This window comes from Variovorax boronicumulans, assembly GCF_029892485.1.
GTDB classification, from domain to species: Bacteria; Pseudomonadota; Gammaproteobacteria; order Burkholderiales; family Burkholderiaceae_C; genus Variovorax; species Variovorax boronicumulans_B.
The window spans coordinates 299,004-314,424 of the sequence record NZ_JARXVG010000002.1; the positions used below are offsets into that span (position 1 = coordinate 299,004).

Here is a 15,421-nt window from a genome sequence, read left to right on the forward strand (position 1 = left end):
CGAACCCTTCACGTTCTCTGCGAAAATGTGCGGATGTTCACCGGAATCATCACCGGCGTGGGGCGCATCGCCGCCATCCACGACCTCGGCACCTCCTCCTCCTACGGCAAAAGACTCAGCATTGCGGTGCCTGACGGCTATCTCGACGACGTCGGGCTGGGCGACAGCATCGCGCTGAACGGCGCCTGCATGACCGTCACCACGCTCGCCCCAGAGCGACAGCAGTTCACCATCGACATCTCCGCCGAATCCCTTGACAAGACTGCGGGCCTCACCGACGAAGGCAGCCGCATCAACCTCGAGAAGGCGCTGCGCGCCAGCGACCGCCTCGGCGGCCACATCGTCTCGGGCCATGTGGACGGCATCGGCACGGTGAGCTTCTTCGAGCCGGTCGGCGAAAGCTGGGAGCTGCGCGTGGTCGCGCCGCCCGCCCTCGCCCGCTTTCTTGCCTACAAGGGCTCGATCACCATCAACGGCGTGAGCCTCACCGTCAACAGCGTGAAAGACATCGACGGCGGCGCCGAGATCAGCATCAACCTGATCCCGCACACCGTGGACAACACCTCCCTCGGCGGCCTGAAAGCCGCCTCGAAGGTCAATCTCGAAATCGATACCGTGGCGCGCTACGTGGAGCGCATGCTCCAGGCCGGCGTGCTGGTCCCGCAGACCGCCACGTATTCCAAGGACACCGCCGAATGAATGCCTCCGTCACGCCGATCGGTGCCGCCCCCAGCGCCGCGCGCGCCCCCGCACCGATCTCTTCCGTAGAGGAAATCGTGGCCGATCTGGCCGCGGGCCGCATGGTGATCCTGGTCGACGAGGAAGACCGCGAGAACGAAGGCGACATCGTCATCGCGGCCGACCACATCACGCCGGAATCCATCAACTTCATGGCCCGCCATGCGCGCGGCCTCATCTGCCTCACGCTCTCGCGCGAAATGTGCGAGCGGCTGCAGCTGCCGCCGATGGTCCAGCGCAACGGCGCCAAGCATTCGACGGCCTTCACGGTGTCGATCGAGGCGGCCGAAGGCGTCACCACCGGCATCTCGGCCGCCGACCGCGCCCGCACCGTGCAGGCGGCCGTCGCGCCCAACGCCGTGGCGGCCGACCTGGTGCAGCCGGGCCACATCTTCCCGCTGCAGGCGGTGGACGGCGGCGTGCTGATGCGCGCCGGCCATACCGAAGCCGGCTGCGACCTCGCCGCCATGGCCGGCTGCTCGCCCGCCTCGGTGATCTGCGAAGTGATGAACGAAGACGGCACGATGGCGCGCCTGCCCGACCTGCAGATCTTCGCGGCCGAGCACGGCCTCAAGATCGGCACCATCGCCGCACTCATCGAGCACCGGAGCCGCGTCGAATCGCTGGTCGAGAAGGTCGGCTGCCGCGAGATTCAAACGGCCTGGGGCGCCTTCACCGCCCACGCCTTCATCGACAAGCCCAGCCGCGGCGTGCACCTGGCGCTGGTGCGCGGCAAGTGGGCGCCCGAAGACACGGTGTCGGTGCGCGTGCACGAGCCGCTCTCGGTGCTCGATGCGCTCGAAATCAACCGCTCGCTGCATTCCTGGAGCCTGGACGCCAGCCTCTCGCACATCGCGACCGAGGGCAAGGGCGTGGCCGTGCTCCTGAACTGCGGCGAAACCGCCGGCGAGCTGCTCGCGCAATTCGACGGCACCGCACGTCCGGCGCAAGCGCCCGAGCGCGGCCGCATGGACCTGCGCAGCTACGGCATCGGCGCGCAGATCCTGCGCGAATGCGGCGTCCACAAGATGAACCTGCTGGGCACGCCGCGTCGCATGCCGAGCATGGCAGCGGGCTACGGCCTCGAAATCGCCGGCTACCTCACGAAAGACTGAACGACCATGCAAGGTTCAAACAAGGGCGAGACCAAGCTCAACGGCAAGGGACTGCGCATCGGCATCGTGCAGGCGCGCTTCAACGCCGACATCACCGACGCGCTGGCTGCGGCCTGCCTCGCCGAACTCGAAGCGCTGGGCGTAGCTGCAGCCGACATCCATCATGTGCAGGTTCCCGGCGCCCTCGAAGTGCCCGTGGCGCTGCAGGCGCTGGCCGAGCGCGGCGGTTACCACGCGCTCGTGGCGCTGGGCTGCATCATCCGTGGCGAGACCTACCACTTCGAACTGGTGGCCAACGAATCGGGCGCGAGCGTGAGCCGCATCGCGCTGGACTACCGCCTTCCCATCGCCAACGCGATCCTCACCACCGAAAACCTCGAGCAGGCCGTCGCACGGCAGACCGACAAGGGCCGCGATGCAGCCCAGGTCGCCGTCGAGATGGCGCAACTGCTGGCCACCCTTTCATGACCGAAGACACCACCAAGGCAGGCGGCGCCAAGCCCCGCCAGTCGCGCACGGGGCTCACCAGCACCGGCGCACGCAAGGCTTCGGCCAAGTCCAACCGCAGCCGCGCACGCGAGTTCGCGCTGCAGGCGCTCTACCAGCACCTGGTGGGCCGCAACGACCCGACCGACATCGACCACTTCACGCGCGACCTCGCGGGCTTCCACAAGGCCGACGCCGCGCACTACGACGCGCTGCTGCACGGCTCGATCGACAACGCCGGGCAGCTCGATGCGCTGATCCTCCCGCTGCTCGATCGCAAGTTCGAGGAAATCTCACCCATCGAGCACGCGGTGATGTGGATCGGCGTGTACGAATTCCAGAACTGCCCCGATGTGCCGTGGCGCGTGGTGCTCAACGAGTGCATCGAGCTCGCCAAGGAATTCGGCGGCACCGACGGCCACAAGTATGTGAACGCGGTACTCAACGGCCTGGCGCCTCAGTTGCGACCGCTTGAAGTGGAAGCCGATCGGGCTTCGGGCAAGGCCAAGGCATGAGGATTTCGACGCGCGCGCAGCGCATCGAGCCCTTTTATGTGATGGAGGTGGCGAAGGCCGCCGGAGTGCTGGCTCGCGAGGTGGCGCACACCGACCGGCCGATGATCTTCCTGAACATCGGCGAGCCCGATTTCACCGCGCCGCCGCTGGTGCAGGAAGCCGCCCTTCGCGCCGTGCGCGCCGGTGCCACGCAGTACACCCAGGCCACCGGCCTCGACCATTTGCGTGAGCGCATCAGCGGCTGGTACCGGGAGCGCTTCAACGTCGACGTGCCCGCCCGTCGCATCGTGGTGACGGCCGGCGCCTCGGCCGCGTTGCAGCTGGCCTGCCTCGCGCTGATCGAATCGGGCGACGAGATTCTGCTGCCTGACCCGAGCTACCCCTGCAACCGCCACTTCGTCAGTGCCGCGGACGGCAAGGCGGTGCTCGTCCCGACCACCGCCGAAGAGCGCTTCCAGCTCACCGCCGCCAAGGTCGAGGCCGCCTGGACCGACAAGACGCGCGGCGTGCTGCTCGCCTCGCCGTCCAACCCGACCGGCACCTCGATCGCGCCCGACGAGCTGCGTCGCATCCACGAGGTCGTGTCCGCGCGCGGCGGCATCACGCTGATCGACGAGATCTACCTGGGCCTGTCCTACGACGACGCCTTCGGGCAGACGGCGCTGGCCATCGACGACAACGTCATCAGCATCAACAGCTTCAGCAAGTACTTCAACATGACCGGCTGGCGCCTGGGCTGGCTGGTGGTGCCCGAAGCGCTGGTGCCGGTGGTCGAGCGCCTCGCGCAGAATCTCTTCATCTGCGCGAGCACGGTGTCGCAGTACGCGGCGCTCGCCTGCTTCGAGGCCGAGAGCATCGCCGAGTACGAGCGCCGCCGCGCCGAGTTCAAGGCGCGCCGCGACTGGTTCATTCCGCAGCTCAATGCGCTGGGCCTGAACGTGCCCGTAGTGCCCGATGGCGCCTTCTACGCCTGGGCCGATTGCACGAGTTTTGCCGAGAAGCTCGGCATTTCGGGCAGCTGGGACTTCGCCTTCGAGACCATGAAGCGCGCTCACGTTGCGGTCACACCCGGCCGCGACTTCGGCACAGCAGAGACGGCGAAGTTCGTGCGCTTCTCCACCGCGAGCTCGATGGAGCATCTGAAGGAAGCCGTCGAGCGCTTGCGGGCGATGGCCGAGAACCGGGTGCAATGAGCGCAGTGCCGGGCCGCCCCAAGCAAGCTCGCGCCGCAGTGCGAAGCACGGAGGCATGCCGATGAGCTACGCGTTTCCGATCCGCGTGTATTGGGAAGACACCGATGCCGGCGGCATCGTGTTCTATGCCAACTACCTGAAGTTCATGGAGCGTGGGCGCACCGAGTGGCTGCGCTCCATGGGCGTCGAGCAGCGCAGGCTGCGCGAGGAAACCGGCGGCCAGTTCGTGGTGAGCGAAACGCAGCTCAAATACCATCGGCCCTCGCGCCTGGACGACGAACTGCTGGTGACCGCCGAGGCTCAACAATTGGGCAGCGCGTCATTGATAATCAAACAGCAAGTGCTATCAAAAACAGAGCAAGAGCGAACCGGCGCGCCGGAACCGGTCTTGCTGTGCGAAGGCACGATCCGCATCGGGTGGGTGGACGCCGCCACATTGCGCCCCGCACGCATACCGCCCCAGGTTTCGGGAACCCTCGAGCGCCACGGCGGCTCCATGACTCAACCTTTCAAGCCATGAACCAAGATCTTTCCATCATCAACCTCCTGCTCCACGCCAGTTTCGTGGTGCAAATGGTCGTGCTGCTGCTCGTGATCGTCTCGATTGCCAGCTGGGCCGCGATCATCCGCAAGTACTTCGCGCTGCGGCGCATGCGCACCCTCAACGACGACTTCGAGCGCGAGTTCTGGTCGGGCACCAGCCTCAACGAGCTGTTCGCCTCTGCCGCGCAGAACGCCAAGTTCGCAGGGCCCATGGAGCGCATCTTCGCCTCCGGCATGCGCGAATACCAGAAGCTGCGCGAGCGCCATGTGAGCGACCCCGCCACGCTGCTGGACGGCGCCCGCCGCGCGATGCGCGCGAGCTTCCAGCGCGAGCTCGATGCGGCCGAACAGAATCTCTCGTTCCTCGCCACCGTCGGTTCGGTGTCGCCTTACGTGGGCCTCTTCGGCACGGTCTGGGGGATCATGCACGCCTTCACCGGCCTCGCAGCCCTCGCGCAGGTGACGCTGGCCACCGTGGCGCCCGGCATCGCCGAAGCGCTGGTGGCCACGGCCATCGGCCTCTTCGCGGCGATTCCCGCGGTGGTCGGCTACAACCGCTTCGCCCGCGAGATCGACAAGATCGCCATCGCCCTCGAGACCTACATCGAGGAGTTCTCCAACATCCTGCAGCGCAACCTCTCGGCCAATCCGGGCGCGAGCACGGCTGCAGGGTCGGTGGCTCCGGCCAACCGTTGAACGGGTAGCAGCGCATGCCCGCCGTTTCATCCCGGGGCCGAGGACGCCGCACGATCAACGAGATCAACATGGTCCCGTTCATCGACGTGATGCTGGTGCTGCTGATCATCTTCATGGTCACCGCGCCGCTCATCACGCCGAGCGTGATCAACCTGCCCTCGGTCGACCGCGCCAACAAGCAGCCCGACAAGCCCATCGAGATCGTCATCAAGAGCGACGACGAAGTGCAGATCAAGAAAGACCCGTCCACCGGCACCGGCGGCACCTCGATCCCCATGACGCAGATCGGCGCAGCGGCCAAGCAGGCGCAGGGCGGCGATGCCCAGCGCCCGGTGGTCATCAGCGCCGACAAGACGGTGAAGTACGAAACCGTCGTGAAGGCGATGAACCAACTCAAGCGCAGCGGTATCGAGCGCGTGGGCCTGTCGGTCACGACCACGGGCGGCAAATAAGGCATGTCGCTCGCACTGGACCGCCCCGAGTTCGCGCCGCCCCCTCAGCGCGGCACGCCGCGCGCCGTGGTGCTCGCCCTCATCGCGCATGCGCTGCTGATCGCGGCGCTGACGTGGGGGGTGCGCTGGCGCAGCGACGCCGACGAAGGCGCCGTCGATGCGGAGCTGTGGTCGTCCACGGTGCAGCAGGCCGCGCCGCGCCTGTCCGCACCGGAGGCGCCGACGCCCGCTCCCGCACCGCCTCCGCCTGCTCCCACGCCGCCGCCGCCTCCTGCAGCCAAGGCCCCCGAGCCCGCGCCTGCACCCAAGGCCCCTGACATTGCCCTGGAGCGCGAGAAGAAGCTCAAGGAGCAGAAGGAACAGAAAGAGCGCGAGCTGGAGCAACAGCAACAGCAAAAGAAGAAAGAGCTCGAAGCCAAACAGCGCGCCGAAGACGAGGCCCAGCGCAAGAAGGAACAGCAGCAGAAGCTCGCCGACCAGAAGAAGCAGCAGGAAGCGGAGGCCAAGCAAGCCGAAGCCAAGAAGGCCGAGGCCGCCGCCAAGCAGGCCGCCGCCGACCGTGCTGCCACGCTCAAGCGCATGCAGGGTCTGGCGGGCGCGAGCGGTGCCGACGATTCGAAGGGCACGGCACTGCGGTCTTCGGGTCCGTCGAGCGGCTATGCCGGACGCATCGCCGCCGCGGTGCGCCCCAACATCACCTTCCCCGATGCCGACACGGTGAACGGCAATCCCGCCGCCGAATTCGAGGTGAACCTCGCACCGGACGGCACCATCGTCGGCGTGAAGCTCACGCGCTCCAGCGGCCTGCCCTCCTGGGACGAAGCGGCCGAGCGCGGCCTGCGCAAGACCGACAAGCTGCCGCGCGACACCGACGGGCGCATCTTCCCGTCGCTGATCGTGTCGCTCCGGCCCAAGCGCTGATTTGCACCGGTTCCGGGCGCCCTTTCTCGGGCCGCCCGGAACTCCGCTGTTGCCGCGCTGTCTACCCGCGCACAACAACAGCCGGGCTCCGCGCCCGCACAAGAAGATGAATCCCAACGGCCGAATCCGCTACGGCAGCAGTCCGCTCTTGGCGAGCCCGACACCCGTCTGGCGCAGCAAGCTCATCGTGGCCAGCATCGCCTTCGGCTTCGTGCTGCTGGCCGGCCGGGCCGCCTACGTGCAGGTCTTCAACCACGACTTCTTCCAGCACCAGGGCGAGGTGCGCTACCAGCGCACGCTGGAGCTGCCCGCGAACCGCGGGCGCATCCTCGACCGCAACGGGCTGATCCTCGCCTCCGACATCCCGGCGCCCAGCATCTGGGCCATTCCCGAGGACATCGAGCGCGACGACCCCGCGGTGCAGGCCAAGCTCAGGCAGGCCGCCAAGCTGCTCGGCATGCCGCAGAAGGAGTTCGACAAGAAGCTCGAGGACGAGGACAAGACCTTCGTCTGGATCAAGCGCCAGGTCGACACCGCCGTCGGCAAGCAGGTCGCCGAACTCGGCATCAAGGGCCTCTATTTGCGCAGGGACTACCGGCGCCAGTACCCCGAGGGCGAGGCGGCCGCGCACCTGGCGGGCTTCACCAACGTGGAGGACATCGGGCAGGAAGGCGTCGAACTCGCCTTCAACAGCGAGCTGGCCGGCAAGGCGGGCTCCCGCCACGTCATCAAGGACCGCCTCGGCCACATCGTCGAGGACACCGAGGACCAGGTGCCGCCCACCGACGGCCATGACATCCAGCTGAGCATCGACGACCGGGTGCAGTTCGTGGCCTACGAGAAGATCCGCGATGCCGTGGTCGCCAACAAGGCCCGGGCCGGCAGCGTGGTGGTGGTCGATGCCGAAACGGGCGAGCTGCTCGCCATGGCCAACTACCCGAGCTACGACCCGAACGACCGCCGCAATCTCACCGGCGAACAGCTGCGCAACCGCGCGATGACCGACGTGTTCGAGCCCGGCTCGACGATGAAGCCGATCACCATCGCCACCGCGCTGCAGCTCGGGCGCGTGACGCCGCAGACGATCATCGACACCAACCCCGGCCGCATCACCGTCACGGGCGCGACGATCCACGACGACGAGAACTTCGGCGTGCTCACGGTGCAGGGCGTGATCCAGAAATCGAGCAACGTGGGCGCCACCAAGATCTCGCAGCGCATGACGGCGCAGGAAATGTGGGACTCGTTCACCGCACTCGGCCTGGGCCAGAAGCCGCAGACGCCCTTCCCCGGCGCGGTGACCGGGCGCTTGCGGCCCTGGAAATCGTGGCGGCCGATCGAGCAGGCCACCATGTCGTACGGCTACGGCCTCTCGGCATCGCTGTTCCAGATCGCACACGCCTACACGGCCTTCGCGCACAACGGCGAGGTCATTCCGGTGGGCCTTTTGAAGAGCACCAGCACCGAACCGCCCGGTGTGCAGGTGTTCTCTCCGCAGGTCGCGAGCGAGGTGCGCAAGATGATGCACATGGCGGCCGCGCCCGGGGGCACCGCGCCGCTCGCGCAGACCGAGGGCTACTCGGTCGGCGGCAAGACCGGCACCGCGCACAAGCAGGTCGGCAAGGGCTATGCGAGCAACAAGTACCGCGCCTGGTACACCGGCATGTCGCCTATCGACAAGCCCCGCATCATCGTCGCGGTGATGATCGACGAGCCCGGCGCGGGCAAGTACTTCGGGGGCCTGGTCGCGGCACCGGTGTTCAGCCAGGTGGTGCAGCAGACGCTGCGCATCCTGAACGTGCTGCCCGACCTGCCGGTGGCCTCCATGGCGCACTGATGGCTCATTGATTCACCTCGCTCGTTTAGGATCGTCTGCAACTCATTGCATGGCGCTCCTGACATGGTCGACACCCCTCCTGCCGTTCGCCTCGAAGACCTGACCCCGCTCCCCTACCAGCAAGCTCTGGCCGCCCATCTCCAGGCGAACGAGCCCGAGGTGTGGCGATGGGCCGCTTCCGCCGAGGCGCGCGAGGAGCATGCCGCCGCGGTCCGCGCGGACCTGCTGCGCAATTCGTACCGGCTCGATGCCGATGCCCACCCCGAGCTGCATGCGCATTGCAATGCGGCAGCGCAGCGCCTGGGCATCACGGCGCGCATCGCGCTCTACCAGGCGGGCGACGGCACGATGAACGCCACCCTCTTCTTCCTGCCCGGCGAGGCGCACATCGTGCTCTCGGGACCGCTCCTCGAACGATTGCAAGGCCCCGAACTGCAGGCCGTGCTCGGCCATGAACTGGCGCACTACCTGCTGTGGGAGCGCGACGGCGGCAAGTACCACGTGGTCGACCGCATCCTGCAGGCCGCGGCCGCCGACTCCCGCGCAGACGCGAGTCACCTGCACGCGGCGCGGCGCTACGGCCTCTACACCGAGGCTTTTGCAGACCGCGGCGCCTGCATCGCCTGCGAATCGCTCGAACCGGCGGTCACCGCGCTGGTCAAGGTGCAGACGGGCCTTGCGCAGGTCAACGCGGCGAGCTACCTGCGGCAGGCCGACGAGATCTGCGCAGCGCCCGAGCTCCAGACGCGCGGCACCAGCCACCCCGAGGTGTTCGTGCGGGCGCGCGCGCTGCGCCTTTGGACCGAGCGCCAGCCCGAGGCTGATGAGTGGCTGGCCGGCGCGCTCGAAGGTCCGCTGGACCTCGCCACGCTCGACCTGCTCGGGCAGCAGCGCGCCGACGCGCTGACGCGCGAGACCATCGCCCAGTTGCTGCAGCGGCCCTTCCTTCAGTCCGATTCGCTGCTGGCCCATGCACGTCGCTTCTTCCCGAACTTCGCGCCACCCGCCAGTCCGATGCCACCACCCGGGCCTGTGCCCGCGGGCGTGCACGACTACCTCGCCAGCGTGCTGGTCGATTTCGTCGCGGCCGACCCGGACCTGGACGACATCACACTCGCCGCCGCGCTCGGCCTTGCCGAAGCAATGGGCTGCGCCGCGCAGCTCGAAGAGCGCGTGGTGAAGGACATGCGCTTTCCCAAGCGCAGCCTCACCCGCGTGAAGCGCGATGCCGCGACCTTGCTCGAAAAGGCCGCCGCACAACACCTGCAAGGCGCATCCGCATGACCGCTCCCGTCGCTCCCCTTCTGCAACTGCTGGACACCGCCGACGCCCACGGCGGCCTGCAGACCGACGACGTGCTGAGCCTCGTGCTGCCGCTGCTGCGCGAAGTGTCCGCACTGCACGAGCAAGGCAAGGTCGCCGCGCTCGGCACCGCCTTCGCCTACCGCGTCGACGACACGCCCGCCCTGGTGCTCGTGCAGCCCGAAGGCATCGAACCGCGCCAGAACCGCGAAGCCATCGCACCGCTCGAAGCACCCGCCGCCTCGGTGCTGCGCGTGGTCGGCGAGCATCGCGTGACGCTCGACGCCGACGAAGGCGTCTCGGTCGAGAACCTCGCGCTCATGGCCGACGCCGCGCCCGACGCCCTGCCGACGCGCCCCGTCTACCTGCCCGGCTACACCGCCTGGGAACTGCGCTTTGCGCACCACGACGCGCTGACCGACATCCTCTGCCTCGGCCAGGTGCTCGCGAGCCTCTCCTGCGGGCTCGATTTCACCGACAACGAGGAGCTGGCCCGCTTCGTCGCGAGCCGCGGCAACCTGTTCGCGCTCAACCGCCGCCTGCACCCGGTGGTGGGCGCGGTGATCGGCGAGATGACCGCGCTCGACCGCCACGAACGCGCACGCGACCTGCCTTCGGTGATCCGCCGCCTCGAAACCTACCGCGACCAGCCGCTGGACCTCGGCCTCGACCGCATCGCGCCCGCGAAGGACGGTGCAGGCCAGCGCCGCCAGGCGATCCGTGTGCACCTGCGCGACCGCCTCTTCGACCTCTCGCGCCGCAACCGCCTGCTGCACTTCAAGCCCAGCCAGACGCATGTGAACCTCACGGTGGCGAGCGTGCCGCTGGTGGTGGACATCAAGAACATCCGCGTCGACCAGCTCTGCGTGTGGGACGGCCGCTTCGCGAGCGATATCGCCACCTGCGACCCCGTGCCGCTCGCGCGCTGGCTGCGCTTCGAAGACCAGCCGTATCTGCCAGGCGCGCTCGACCGCATCCTGCAGGAGGCGCGGCGCGACCGCTCCGAATACGGCTTCTCGCAGCTGTCGCTGGTCATCGCCTTCCTGCGCTGGCACAACCTGAAGGAAGGAGAGGCCGAGCGGGCCGAACGCATCGCCTCGCCGCTCCTGATGCTGTCGGTCGAGCTCACGCGCAAGAAGGGCGTGAAGGACCAGTACCTGCTCGAAGCGGCCTCCAGCGAAGCGCAGGTCAACCCGACGCTCAGGCACCACCTGCGCCAGCTCTACGGCATCGTGCTGCCCGAGACCATCGACCTGCGCGAAACCACCATCGAGCAGTTCCACGCCCAGCTGGCCGCGCAGATCGCGACGACGGAGCCCGGCGTGCAGCTGCGGCTTGTGAAGCAGCCCGAGATCGAGCTGATCCACCAGCGCGCCCGCCAGCGGCTCGAACAGTTCAAGCGGCGCACCCGCGTGCGCAACCCCGGCGCGCAGCCGGTGACCGCGCAGGACTTCAGCTATGCGAAGGACGACTTCCGCCCGCTGGGCCTGCAGCTCTATCACGCGAGGGTGCGGCCGGTTCCTCTGCCGCTGCGTGGTGCGGTCGGCGCACGGCCGATGCCTCGCACACCGCAAATGGCCTCGACCGCCGCGCGGACCGAGCAGCAGACCTATTCGCTGCACGAGAGCACCGGCAATCCGTACCAGTGGGACGTCGACCTGACCTCGGTGACGCTCGGCAACTTCAACCACCGCAAGATGTCGCTGGTGCGCGACTACTCGGCGCTGAGCGAAACCGAGATCGCGAGCGATGCCTTCGACCGCGTGTTCTCGCTGCAGCCGCGCCAGGTCGATGCCGAGACGCCGGCCGCGCTGCCGCTGGCCGACCAGTGGCCCGTGGTGCAGGCCGATGCCACGCAGACCGCTGCGGTGGCGCTCGCGCGCACCGGCACCAGCTACATCATCCAGGGACCGCCGGGCACGGGGAAATCGCAGACCATCACCAACCTCATTGCCGACTACGTGGGCCGAGGGCAGCGCGTGCTCTTCGTCTGCGAGAAGCGCGCGGCCATCGACGTGGTGTTCCACCGCCTGCGGCAGCAGGGGCTGGACGAGCTGTGCTGCATGATCCACGACTCGCAAGGCGACAAGAAGGCCTTCGTGCAGAACCTCAAGAAGACCTACGAGCATTGGCTCACGGCCCCCGAGGAGCTGGATGCCGAGACCCGCGAGCGCACGCAACTCGTCGACACCATGGACGCCGACCTGAAAGCGCTCGAACGCTTCGACGCCGCCATGCGCGAGGTGCCCGAGCACTTGGCCGTGACGGTGCGCACGCTGATGGCGCGGCTGATCGCGCTCAAGCCGCACGATCCCGCTTTGACACCGTTGCAGGCCGAGGCTCTGCCCGCTTTCGCGGCCTGGCGCCGGCATGAGGACCTGGTCGCGCGCCTGCACCTCGCCGTCACCGAAAGCCTCGGCGTGCCGCATCTGTCGGCGCATGCCTTCGCGCAACTCGCGCCCGTGCTGCTGCGGCAGGAGCGGCCGCTGGCGCGGCTGGTCGAACTCAGCGACCGCGCGGCTGAACAGATCGGGCCGCATCGCGATGCGTTGATCGAAGCCTGGTCGCCGCTGGTGGAAGCCCGCACGCTCTGGGGCGACGCACTGGCCGTGGTGACCGACGCGCGACGTGTTTCTGCGCTCGCCGCACGTGGGCATCTTTCGCTGCTCGACACCGCACACCCCACCAGCCTCGCGTTCAGCGAAGCGATGGCGCAGCGCCGCGCATTGCAGCAAGTGCTGAACGAAGCCTTGGCACGCACAAGCAATTGGAAAGACAAGTTCTCGCCGGGCGACACCGAAGCCGGCCTCGCCCAGGCCAAGGCACAACAGGGCTCCCTGCTGCGCTGGCTCCAGCCCTCGTGGTGGCGCCTGTCGGGCGAACTCAAGCGCCGCTACAACTTCGCGAAGCACGCGGTGCGCCCGCAGCCCAGCCAGGTGCTCGAAGAACTGCTGGCCGAGCACACGGCCCGCGCCGCTGTCGGCAAGCAGGCCGCACAGATCAAGGCCACCTACGGCTGCACCGACCCCGACGACTTCGTGCAGCAGCTCGATGCCCTGCGCCGCGGCGATGCGACCGGCAACAACGTGCGCGCAGCCTTCCACGCGCACCTGCGCACCGAGCCCGGCGCGAGCCGCGACGTCGAACGGCAGGCCGCGCTCGGTGAGCGCACCGACGCGCTCGATGCCCTGTGGCACGACCTGCTGGACGACCCCACCGCGCAGCCGCTGGCCTCGCTCGAAGCACTGGCCCGCACGCTGCGCGAACAGGCCGACACCCTGCCGACCGTGCTGCCCCACCTGCAGGAACTGGCCGATGCCGACCCGGCCCTGGCCAAGGCCCTGCGCACGCTGCCGCTCCCGCCCGAAGCCATCGAATACGCCGTCGCGCGCGAAGGCCTGGAGCGCGTCTACCGCACCGAGCGCTGGCTGCCGCGCTTCGACAGCGCCGCGCTCGCGCGCCATGCGCAACGCCTGGCCGAAGGAGAGCGCAAGCTGCTCGACCACAATGCCCGCACGCTAGCCGCCGCGGTGCGCCAGCGCTTTCGCGACCATGTGCAGAAAAGTGCCCTCCCCGCGAGCCAGCTCGACGCTGGCGGCAAGCTCTTCAAGAAGAGCTACAACGCGGGCCGGCGCGAGCTCGAACACGAGTTCGGCAAGACCATGCGCTACAAGGCAATCCGCGAACTCGCCTCGGGCGAGACCGGCCAGGTGGTGCGCGACATGAAGCCGATCTGGCTCATGAGCCCGCTCTCGGTGTCCGACACGCTGCCGCTCGCGGCCGACCTGTTCGACGTGGTGATCTTCGACGAGGCGAGCCAGATCCCGGTCGAAGAAGCCGTGCCCGCGCTCTACCGCGCGCCGCAGATCATCGTGGTGGGCGACGAGATGCAGTTGCCGCCGACGAGCTTCTTCTCCTCGGGCCGCGACCCCGAGGACGACACTGTCTCGGTCGAGGATGAGAGCGAAGGTGGTGGCGACCGCATCGCCGTGGTGCTCGATGCCGACAGCCTCTTGAACCAGGGCGCGCGCAACCTGCCGGCCACGCTGCTGGCCTGGCACTACCGCAGCCGCTACGAGTCGCTGATCGGCTTTTCGAATGCGGCCTTCTACGCGGGTAATCTCTTCACCATTCCAGACCGCAGCCTTCCGGCAGATGCGCGCGAAGAGATCCTCGTGCAGTCGCGCAACCCGACCGAGGAATCGGTGGCCGCGAACGTCGACGCCCTGCTCTCGCGCGCCATCAGCTTCCACCGCGTGACCGATGCGGTGTATGAGAACCGCATCAACGACGGCGAGGCACGCCACATCGCGCAGCTGGTGCGCGAGCTGCTCAAGCGCGAGACCGGGCGCAGCCTGGGCATCGTCGCGTTCTCCGAAGCGCAGCAGACCGAGATCGAGGCCGAGCTCGATGCGCTGGGCGCCATCGACAACGACTTCGCCGCGCGGCTGGAGGCCGAGTACGTGCGCGAGGAAGACGACCAGTTCTGCGGGCTCTTCATCAAGAACCTGGAAAACGTGCAGGGCGACGAGCGCGACATCATCATCCTGAGCATCTGCTACGGCCCGAACCCCGAGGGGCGGATGCTGATGAACTTCGGCCCGATCAACCAGCGCGGCGGCGAGAAGCGGCTCAATGTGATCTTCAGCCGGGCGCGGCACCACATGGCAGTCGTCTCGACCATTCGCCACGAGGCGATCACCAACGACCACAACGAAGGCGCCGCGGCGCTCAAGCAGTTCCTGCGCTATGCGGAGTGCCTGTCGCGCGGAGATTCGGCGACCGCGCGGCGCGTGCTCGAAAGCATGAACCCGCTCACGCGCGGCAGCAGCGCACAGCATGTTCGCGCCGACGAGGTGACGGCGCAACTCGCGGCCGCGCTGCGTGCGCGCGGCCATGCGGTCGATGAGCAGGTGGGGCAATCGCGCTTTCGCTGCGACCTGGCGCTGCGTGCACCGGAGGCCGAGCACTATGCGCTGGGCATCCTCGTGGACACGGCCACGCACTACGAGAACCGCAACGTGCTCGAGCGCTATGTCTCGCGTCCGCGGGTGCTCGATGCGTTCGGATGGCAGGTGGTGCAGGTGCTGGCCAAGGACTGGCTGCACGCGCCGGAGGCCGTGCTCGAGCAGATCGAGTTGGCGCTCCGGAAAAAGGGCAACAAGGGCGGTGTGGCTGTCGAGCCCGCCGCCCCTGAAGTCAGCGCGCCAGGCTCAGCCGCTTGACGTCGAGTTCGGCCTTGTTGCCGACGAGGTCCTTGTCGAACTCGCCCGTGATCTCGACGCGCATCTTGTCGTCGATCTTCACGCCGGCCGGGAAGTGCTTGGCATCGATCTCCACCTTCATGCGGCCGCTGTCGTCGGCGAAGGTGTAGTGCTCGCCGCCATCGTGCGAGACGATGAAGCCGCGCAGCGTGGCGTGCTGGTCGTCCTTGCCGGTGTCCAGCAGTTGCTTGACCGTCATCGCCGGCACGCTGCTGGGGCCGGCGTACTGGGCGAGGGCCGCGGACATCGCCAGCGACATGCCGAGGGCGAGCGCGGCGGTCTTCAAAGTCTTGGTGGTCTTGGTCTTGGTCTTGGTATGGGTCATGGCAATCGTTCCTCCGTGATCAGCCTGGTTGTGA

13 protein-coding genes are annotated in these 15,421 nt (G+C 68.1%); 12 read left to right on the forward strand and 1 reads right to left on the reverse strand.

What is annotated here, in order from left to right; translation table 11 throughout:
• Positions 1-33 precede the first annotated feature (33 nt).
• From M2282_RS06570 to M2282_RS06625, 12 genes are all read left to right on the forward strand, one after another.
• Positions 34-699 (forward strand): riboflavin synthase, encoded by a 666-nt coding sequence (locus M2282_RS06570; RefSeq protein WP_280807967.1) that lies wholly within the window; start codon positions 34-36, stop codon positions 697-699.
• Positions 696-1,853, forward strand: a complete 1,158-nt coding sequence (gene ribBA / locus M2282_RS06575) for a bifunctional 3,4-dihydroxy-2-butanone-4-phosphate synthase/GTP cyclohydrolase II (protein ID WP_280807968.1) — start codon at positions 696-698, stop codon at positions 1,851-1,853. Before M2282_RS06570 ends, ribBA begins: the two co-directional genes overlap by 4 nt.
• Before the next feature lie 6 nt (positions 1,854-1,859).
• On the forward strand, positions 1,860-2,321 hold the full coding sequence (gene ribH / locus M2282_RS06580) for a 6,7-dimethyl-8-ribityllumazine synthase (protein ID WP_280807969.1): 462 nt from the start codon (positions 1,860-1,862) through the stop codon (positions 2,319-2,321).
• Positions 2,318-2,854: a transcription antitermination factor NusB gene (gene nusB / locus M2282_RS06585; RefSeq protein WP_280807970.1), complete on the forward strand. Its 537-nt coding sequence runs from the start codon at positions 2,318-2,320 to the stop codon at positions 2,852-2,854. The genes ribH and nusB overlap by 4 nt, the downstream gene beginning before the upstream one ends.
• Positions 2,851-4,047, forward strand: coding sequence for a pyridoxal phosphate-dependent aminotransferase (locus M2282_RS06590; RefSeq protein ID WP_280807971.1), 1,197 nt, complete (start codon positions 2,851-2,853; stop codon positions 4,045-4,047). The genes nusB and M2282_RS06590 overlap by 4 nt, the downstream gene beginning before the upstream one ends.
• A 61-nt stretch (positions 4,048-4,108) precedes the next feature.
• Positions 4,109-4,567, forward strand: a complete 459-nt coding sequence (gene ybgC, locus M2282_RS06595; RefSeq protein ID WP_280807972.1) for a tol-pal system-associated acyl-CoA thioesterase — start codon at positions 4,109-4,111, stop codon at positions 4,565-4,567.
• Positions 4,564-5,286 (forward strand): protein TolQ, encoded by a 723-nt coding sequence (gene tolQ, locus M2282_RS06600; protein ID WP_280807973.1) that lies wholly within the window; start codon positions 4,564-4,566, stop codon positions 5,284-5,286. Before ybgC ends, tolQ begins: the two co-directional genes overlap by 4 nt.
• Before the next feature lie 14 nt (positions 5,287-5,300).
• On the forward strand, positions 5,301-5,738 hold the full coding sequence (locus M2282_RS06605) for an ExbD/TolR family protein (protein WP_280807974.1): 438 nt from the start codon (positions 5,301-5,303) through the stop codon (positions 5,736-5,738).
• A 3-nt stretch (positions 5,739-5,741) separates the two neighbouring features.
• On the forward strand, positions 5,742-6,659 hold the full coding sequence (gene tolA, locus M2282_RS06610; protein WP_280807975.1) for a cell envelope integrity protein TolA: 918 nt from the start codon (positions 5,742-5,744) through the stop codon (positions 6,657-6,659).
• A 106-nt stretch (positions 6,660-6,765) separates the two neighbouring features.
• On the forward strand, positions 6,766-8,496 hold the full coding sequence (locus tag M2282_RS06615) for a peptidoglycan D,D-transpeptidase FtsI family protein (RefSeq protein ID WP_280807976.1): 1,731 nt from the start codon (positions 6,766-6,768) through the stop codon (positions 8,494-8,496).
• A 63-nt stretch (positions 8,497-8,559) separates the two neighbouring features.
• The gene (locus M2282_RS06620) at positions 8,560-9,780 is read left to right on the forward strand and encodes a SprT-like domain-containing protein (RefSeq protein ID WP_280807977.1); all 1,221 of its coding nucleotides are present in this window, start codon (positions 8,560-8,562) and stop codon (positions 9,778-9,780) included.
• On the forward strand, positions 9,777-15,023 hold the full coding sequence (locus M2282_RS06625) for an AAA domain-containing protein (protein WP_280807978.1): 5,247 nt from the start codon (positions 9,777-9,779) through the stop codon (positions 15,021-15,023). Before M2282_RS06620 ends, M2282_RS06625 begins: the two co-directional genes overlap by 4 nt.
• On the opposite strand, the gene M2282_RS06630 is transcribed toward M2282_RS06625, so the two are convergent.
• Positions 14,998-15,387: a YgiW/YdeI family stress tolerance OB fold protein gene (locus tag M2282_RS06630; protein ID WP_280807979.1), complete on the reverse strand. Its 390-nt coding sequence runs from the start codon at positions 15,385-15,387 to the stop codon at positions 14,998-15,000. The two genes, M2282_RS06625 and M2282_RS06630, sit on opposite strands and share 26 nt — an antisense overlap.
• Positions 15,388-15,421: the final 34 nt, after the last annotated feature.

Excerpts from the sequence above, each read along its gene's own strand:
- M2282_RS06570 (WP_280807967.1), top strand. The coding sequence starts at position 34 with ATGTTCACCGGAATCATCACCGGCGTGGGGCGCATCGCCGCCATCCAC.
- ribBA (WP_280807968.1), top strand. The coding sequence starts at position 696 with ATGAATGCCTCCGTCACGCCGATCGGTGCCGCCCCCAGCGCCGCGCGC.
- ribH (WP_280807969.1), top strand. The coding sequence starts at position 1,860 with ATGCAAGGTTCAAACAAGGGCGAGACCAAGCTCAACGGCAAGGGACTG.
- nusB (WP_280807970.1), top strand. The coding sequence starts at position 2,318 with ATGACCGAAGACACCACCAAGGCAGGCGGCGCCAAGCCCCGCCAGTCG.
- M2282_RS06590 (WP_280807971.1), top strand. The coding sequence starts at position 2,851 with ATGAGGATTTCGACGCGCGCGCAGCGCATCGAGCCCTTTTATGTGATG.
- ybgC (WP_280807972.1), top strand. The coding sequence starts at position 4,109 with ATGAGCTACGCGTTTCCGATCCGCGTGTATTGGGAAGACACCGATGCC.
- tolQ (WP_280807973.1), top strand. The coding sequence starts at position 4,564 with ATGAACCAAGATCTTTCCATCATCAACCTCCTGCTCCACGCCAGTTTC.
- M2282_RS06605 (WP_280807974.1), top strand. The coding sequence starts at position 5,301 with ATGCCCGCCGTTTCATCCCGGGGCCGAGGACGCCGCACGATCAACGAG.
- tolA (WP_280807975.1), top strand. The coding sequence starts at position 5,742 with ATGTCGCTCGCACTGGACCGCCCCGAGTTCGCGCCGCCCCCTCAGCGC.
- M2282_RS06615 (WP_280807976.1), top strand. The coding sequence starts at position 6,766 with ATGAATCCCAACGGCCGAATCCGCTACGGCAGCAGTCCGCTCTTGGCG.
- M2282_RS06620 (WP_280807977.1), top strand. The coding sequence starts at position 8,560 with ATGGTCGACACCCCTCCTGCCGTTCGCCTCGAAGACCTGACCCCGCTC.
- M2282_RS06625 (WP_280807978.1), top strand. The coding sequence starts at position 9,777 with ATGACCGCTCCCGTCGCTCCCCTTCTGCAACTGCTGGACACCGCCGAC.
- M2282_RS06630 (WP_280807979.1), bottom strand. The coding sequence starts at position 15,387 with ATGACCCATACCAAGACCAAGACCAAGACCACCAAGACTTTGAAGACC.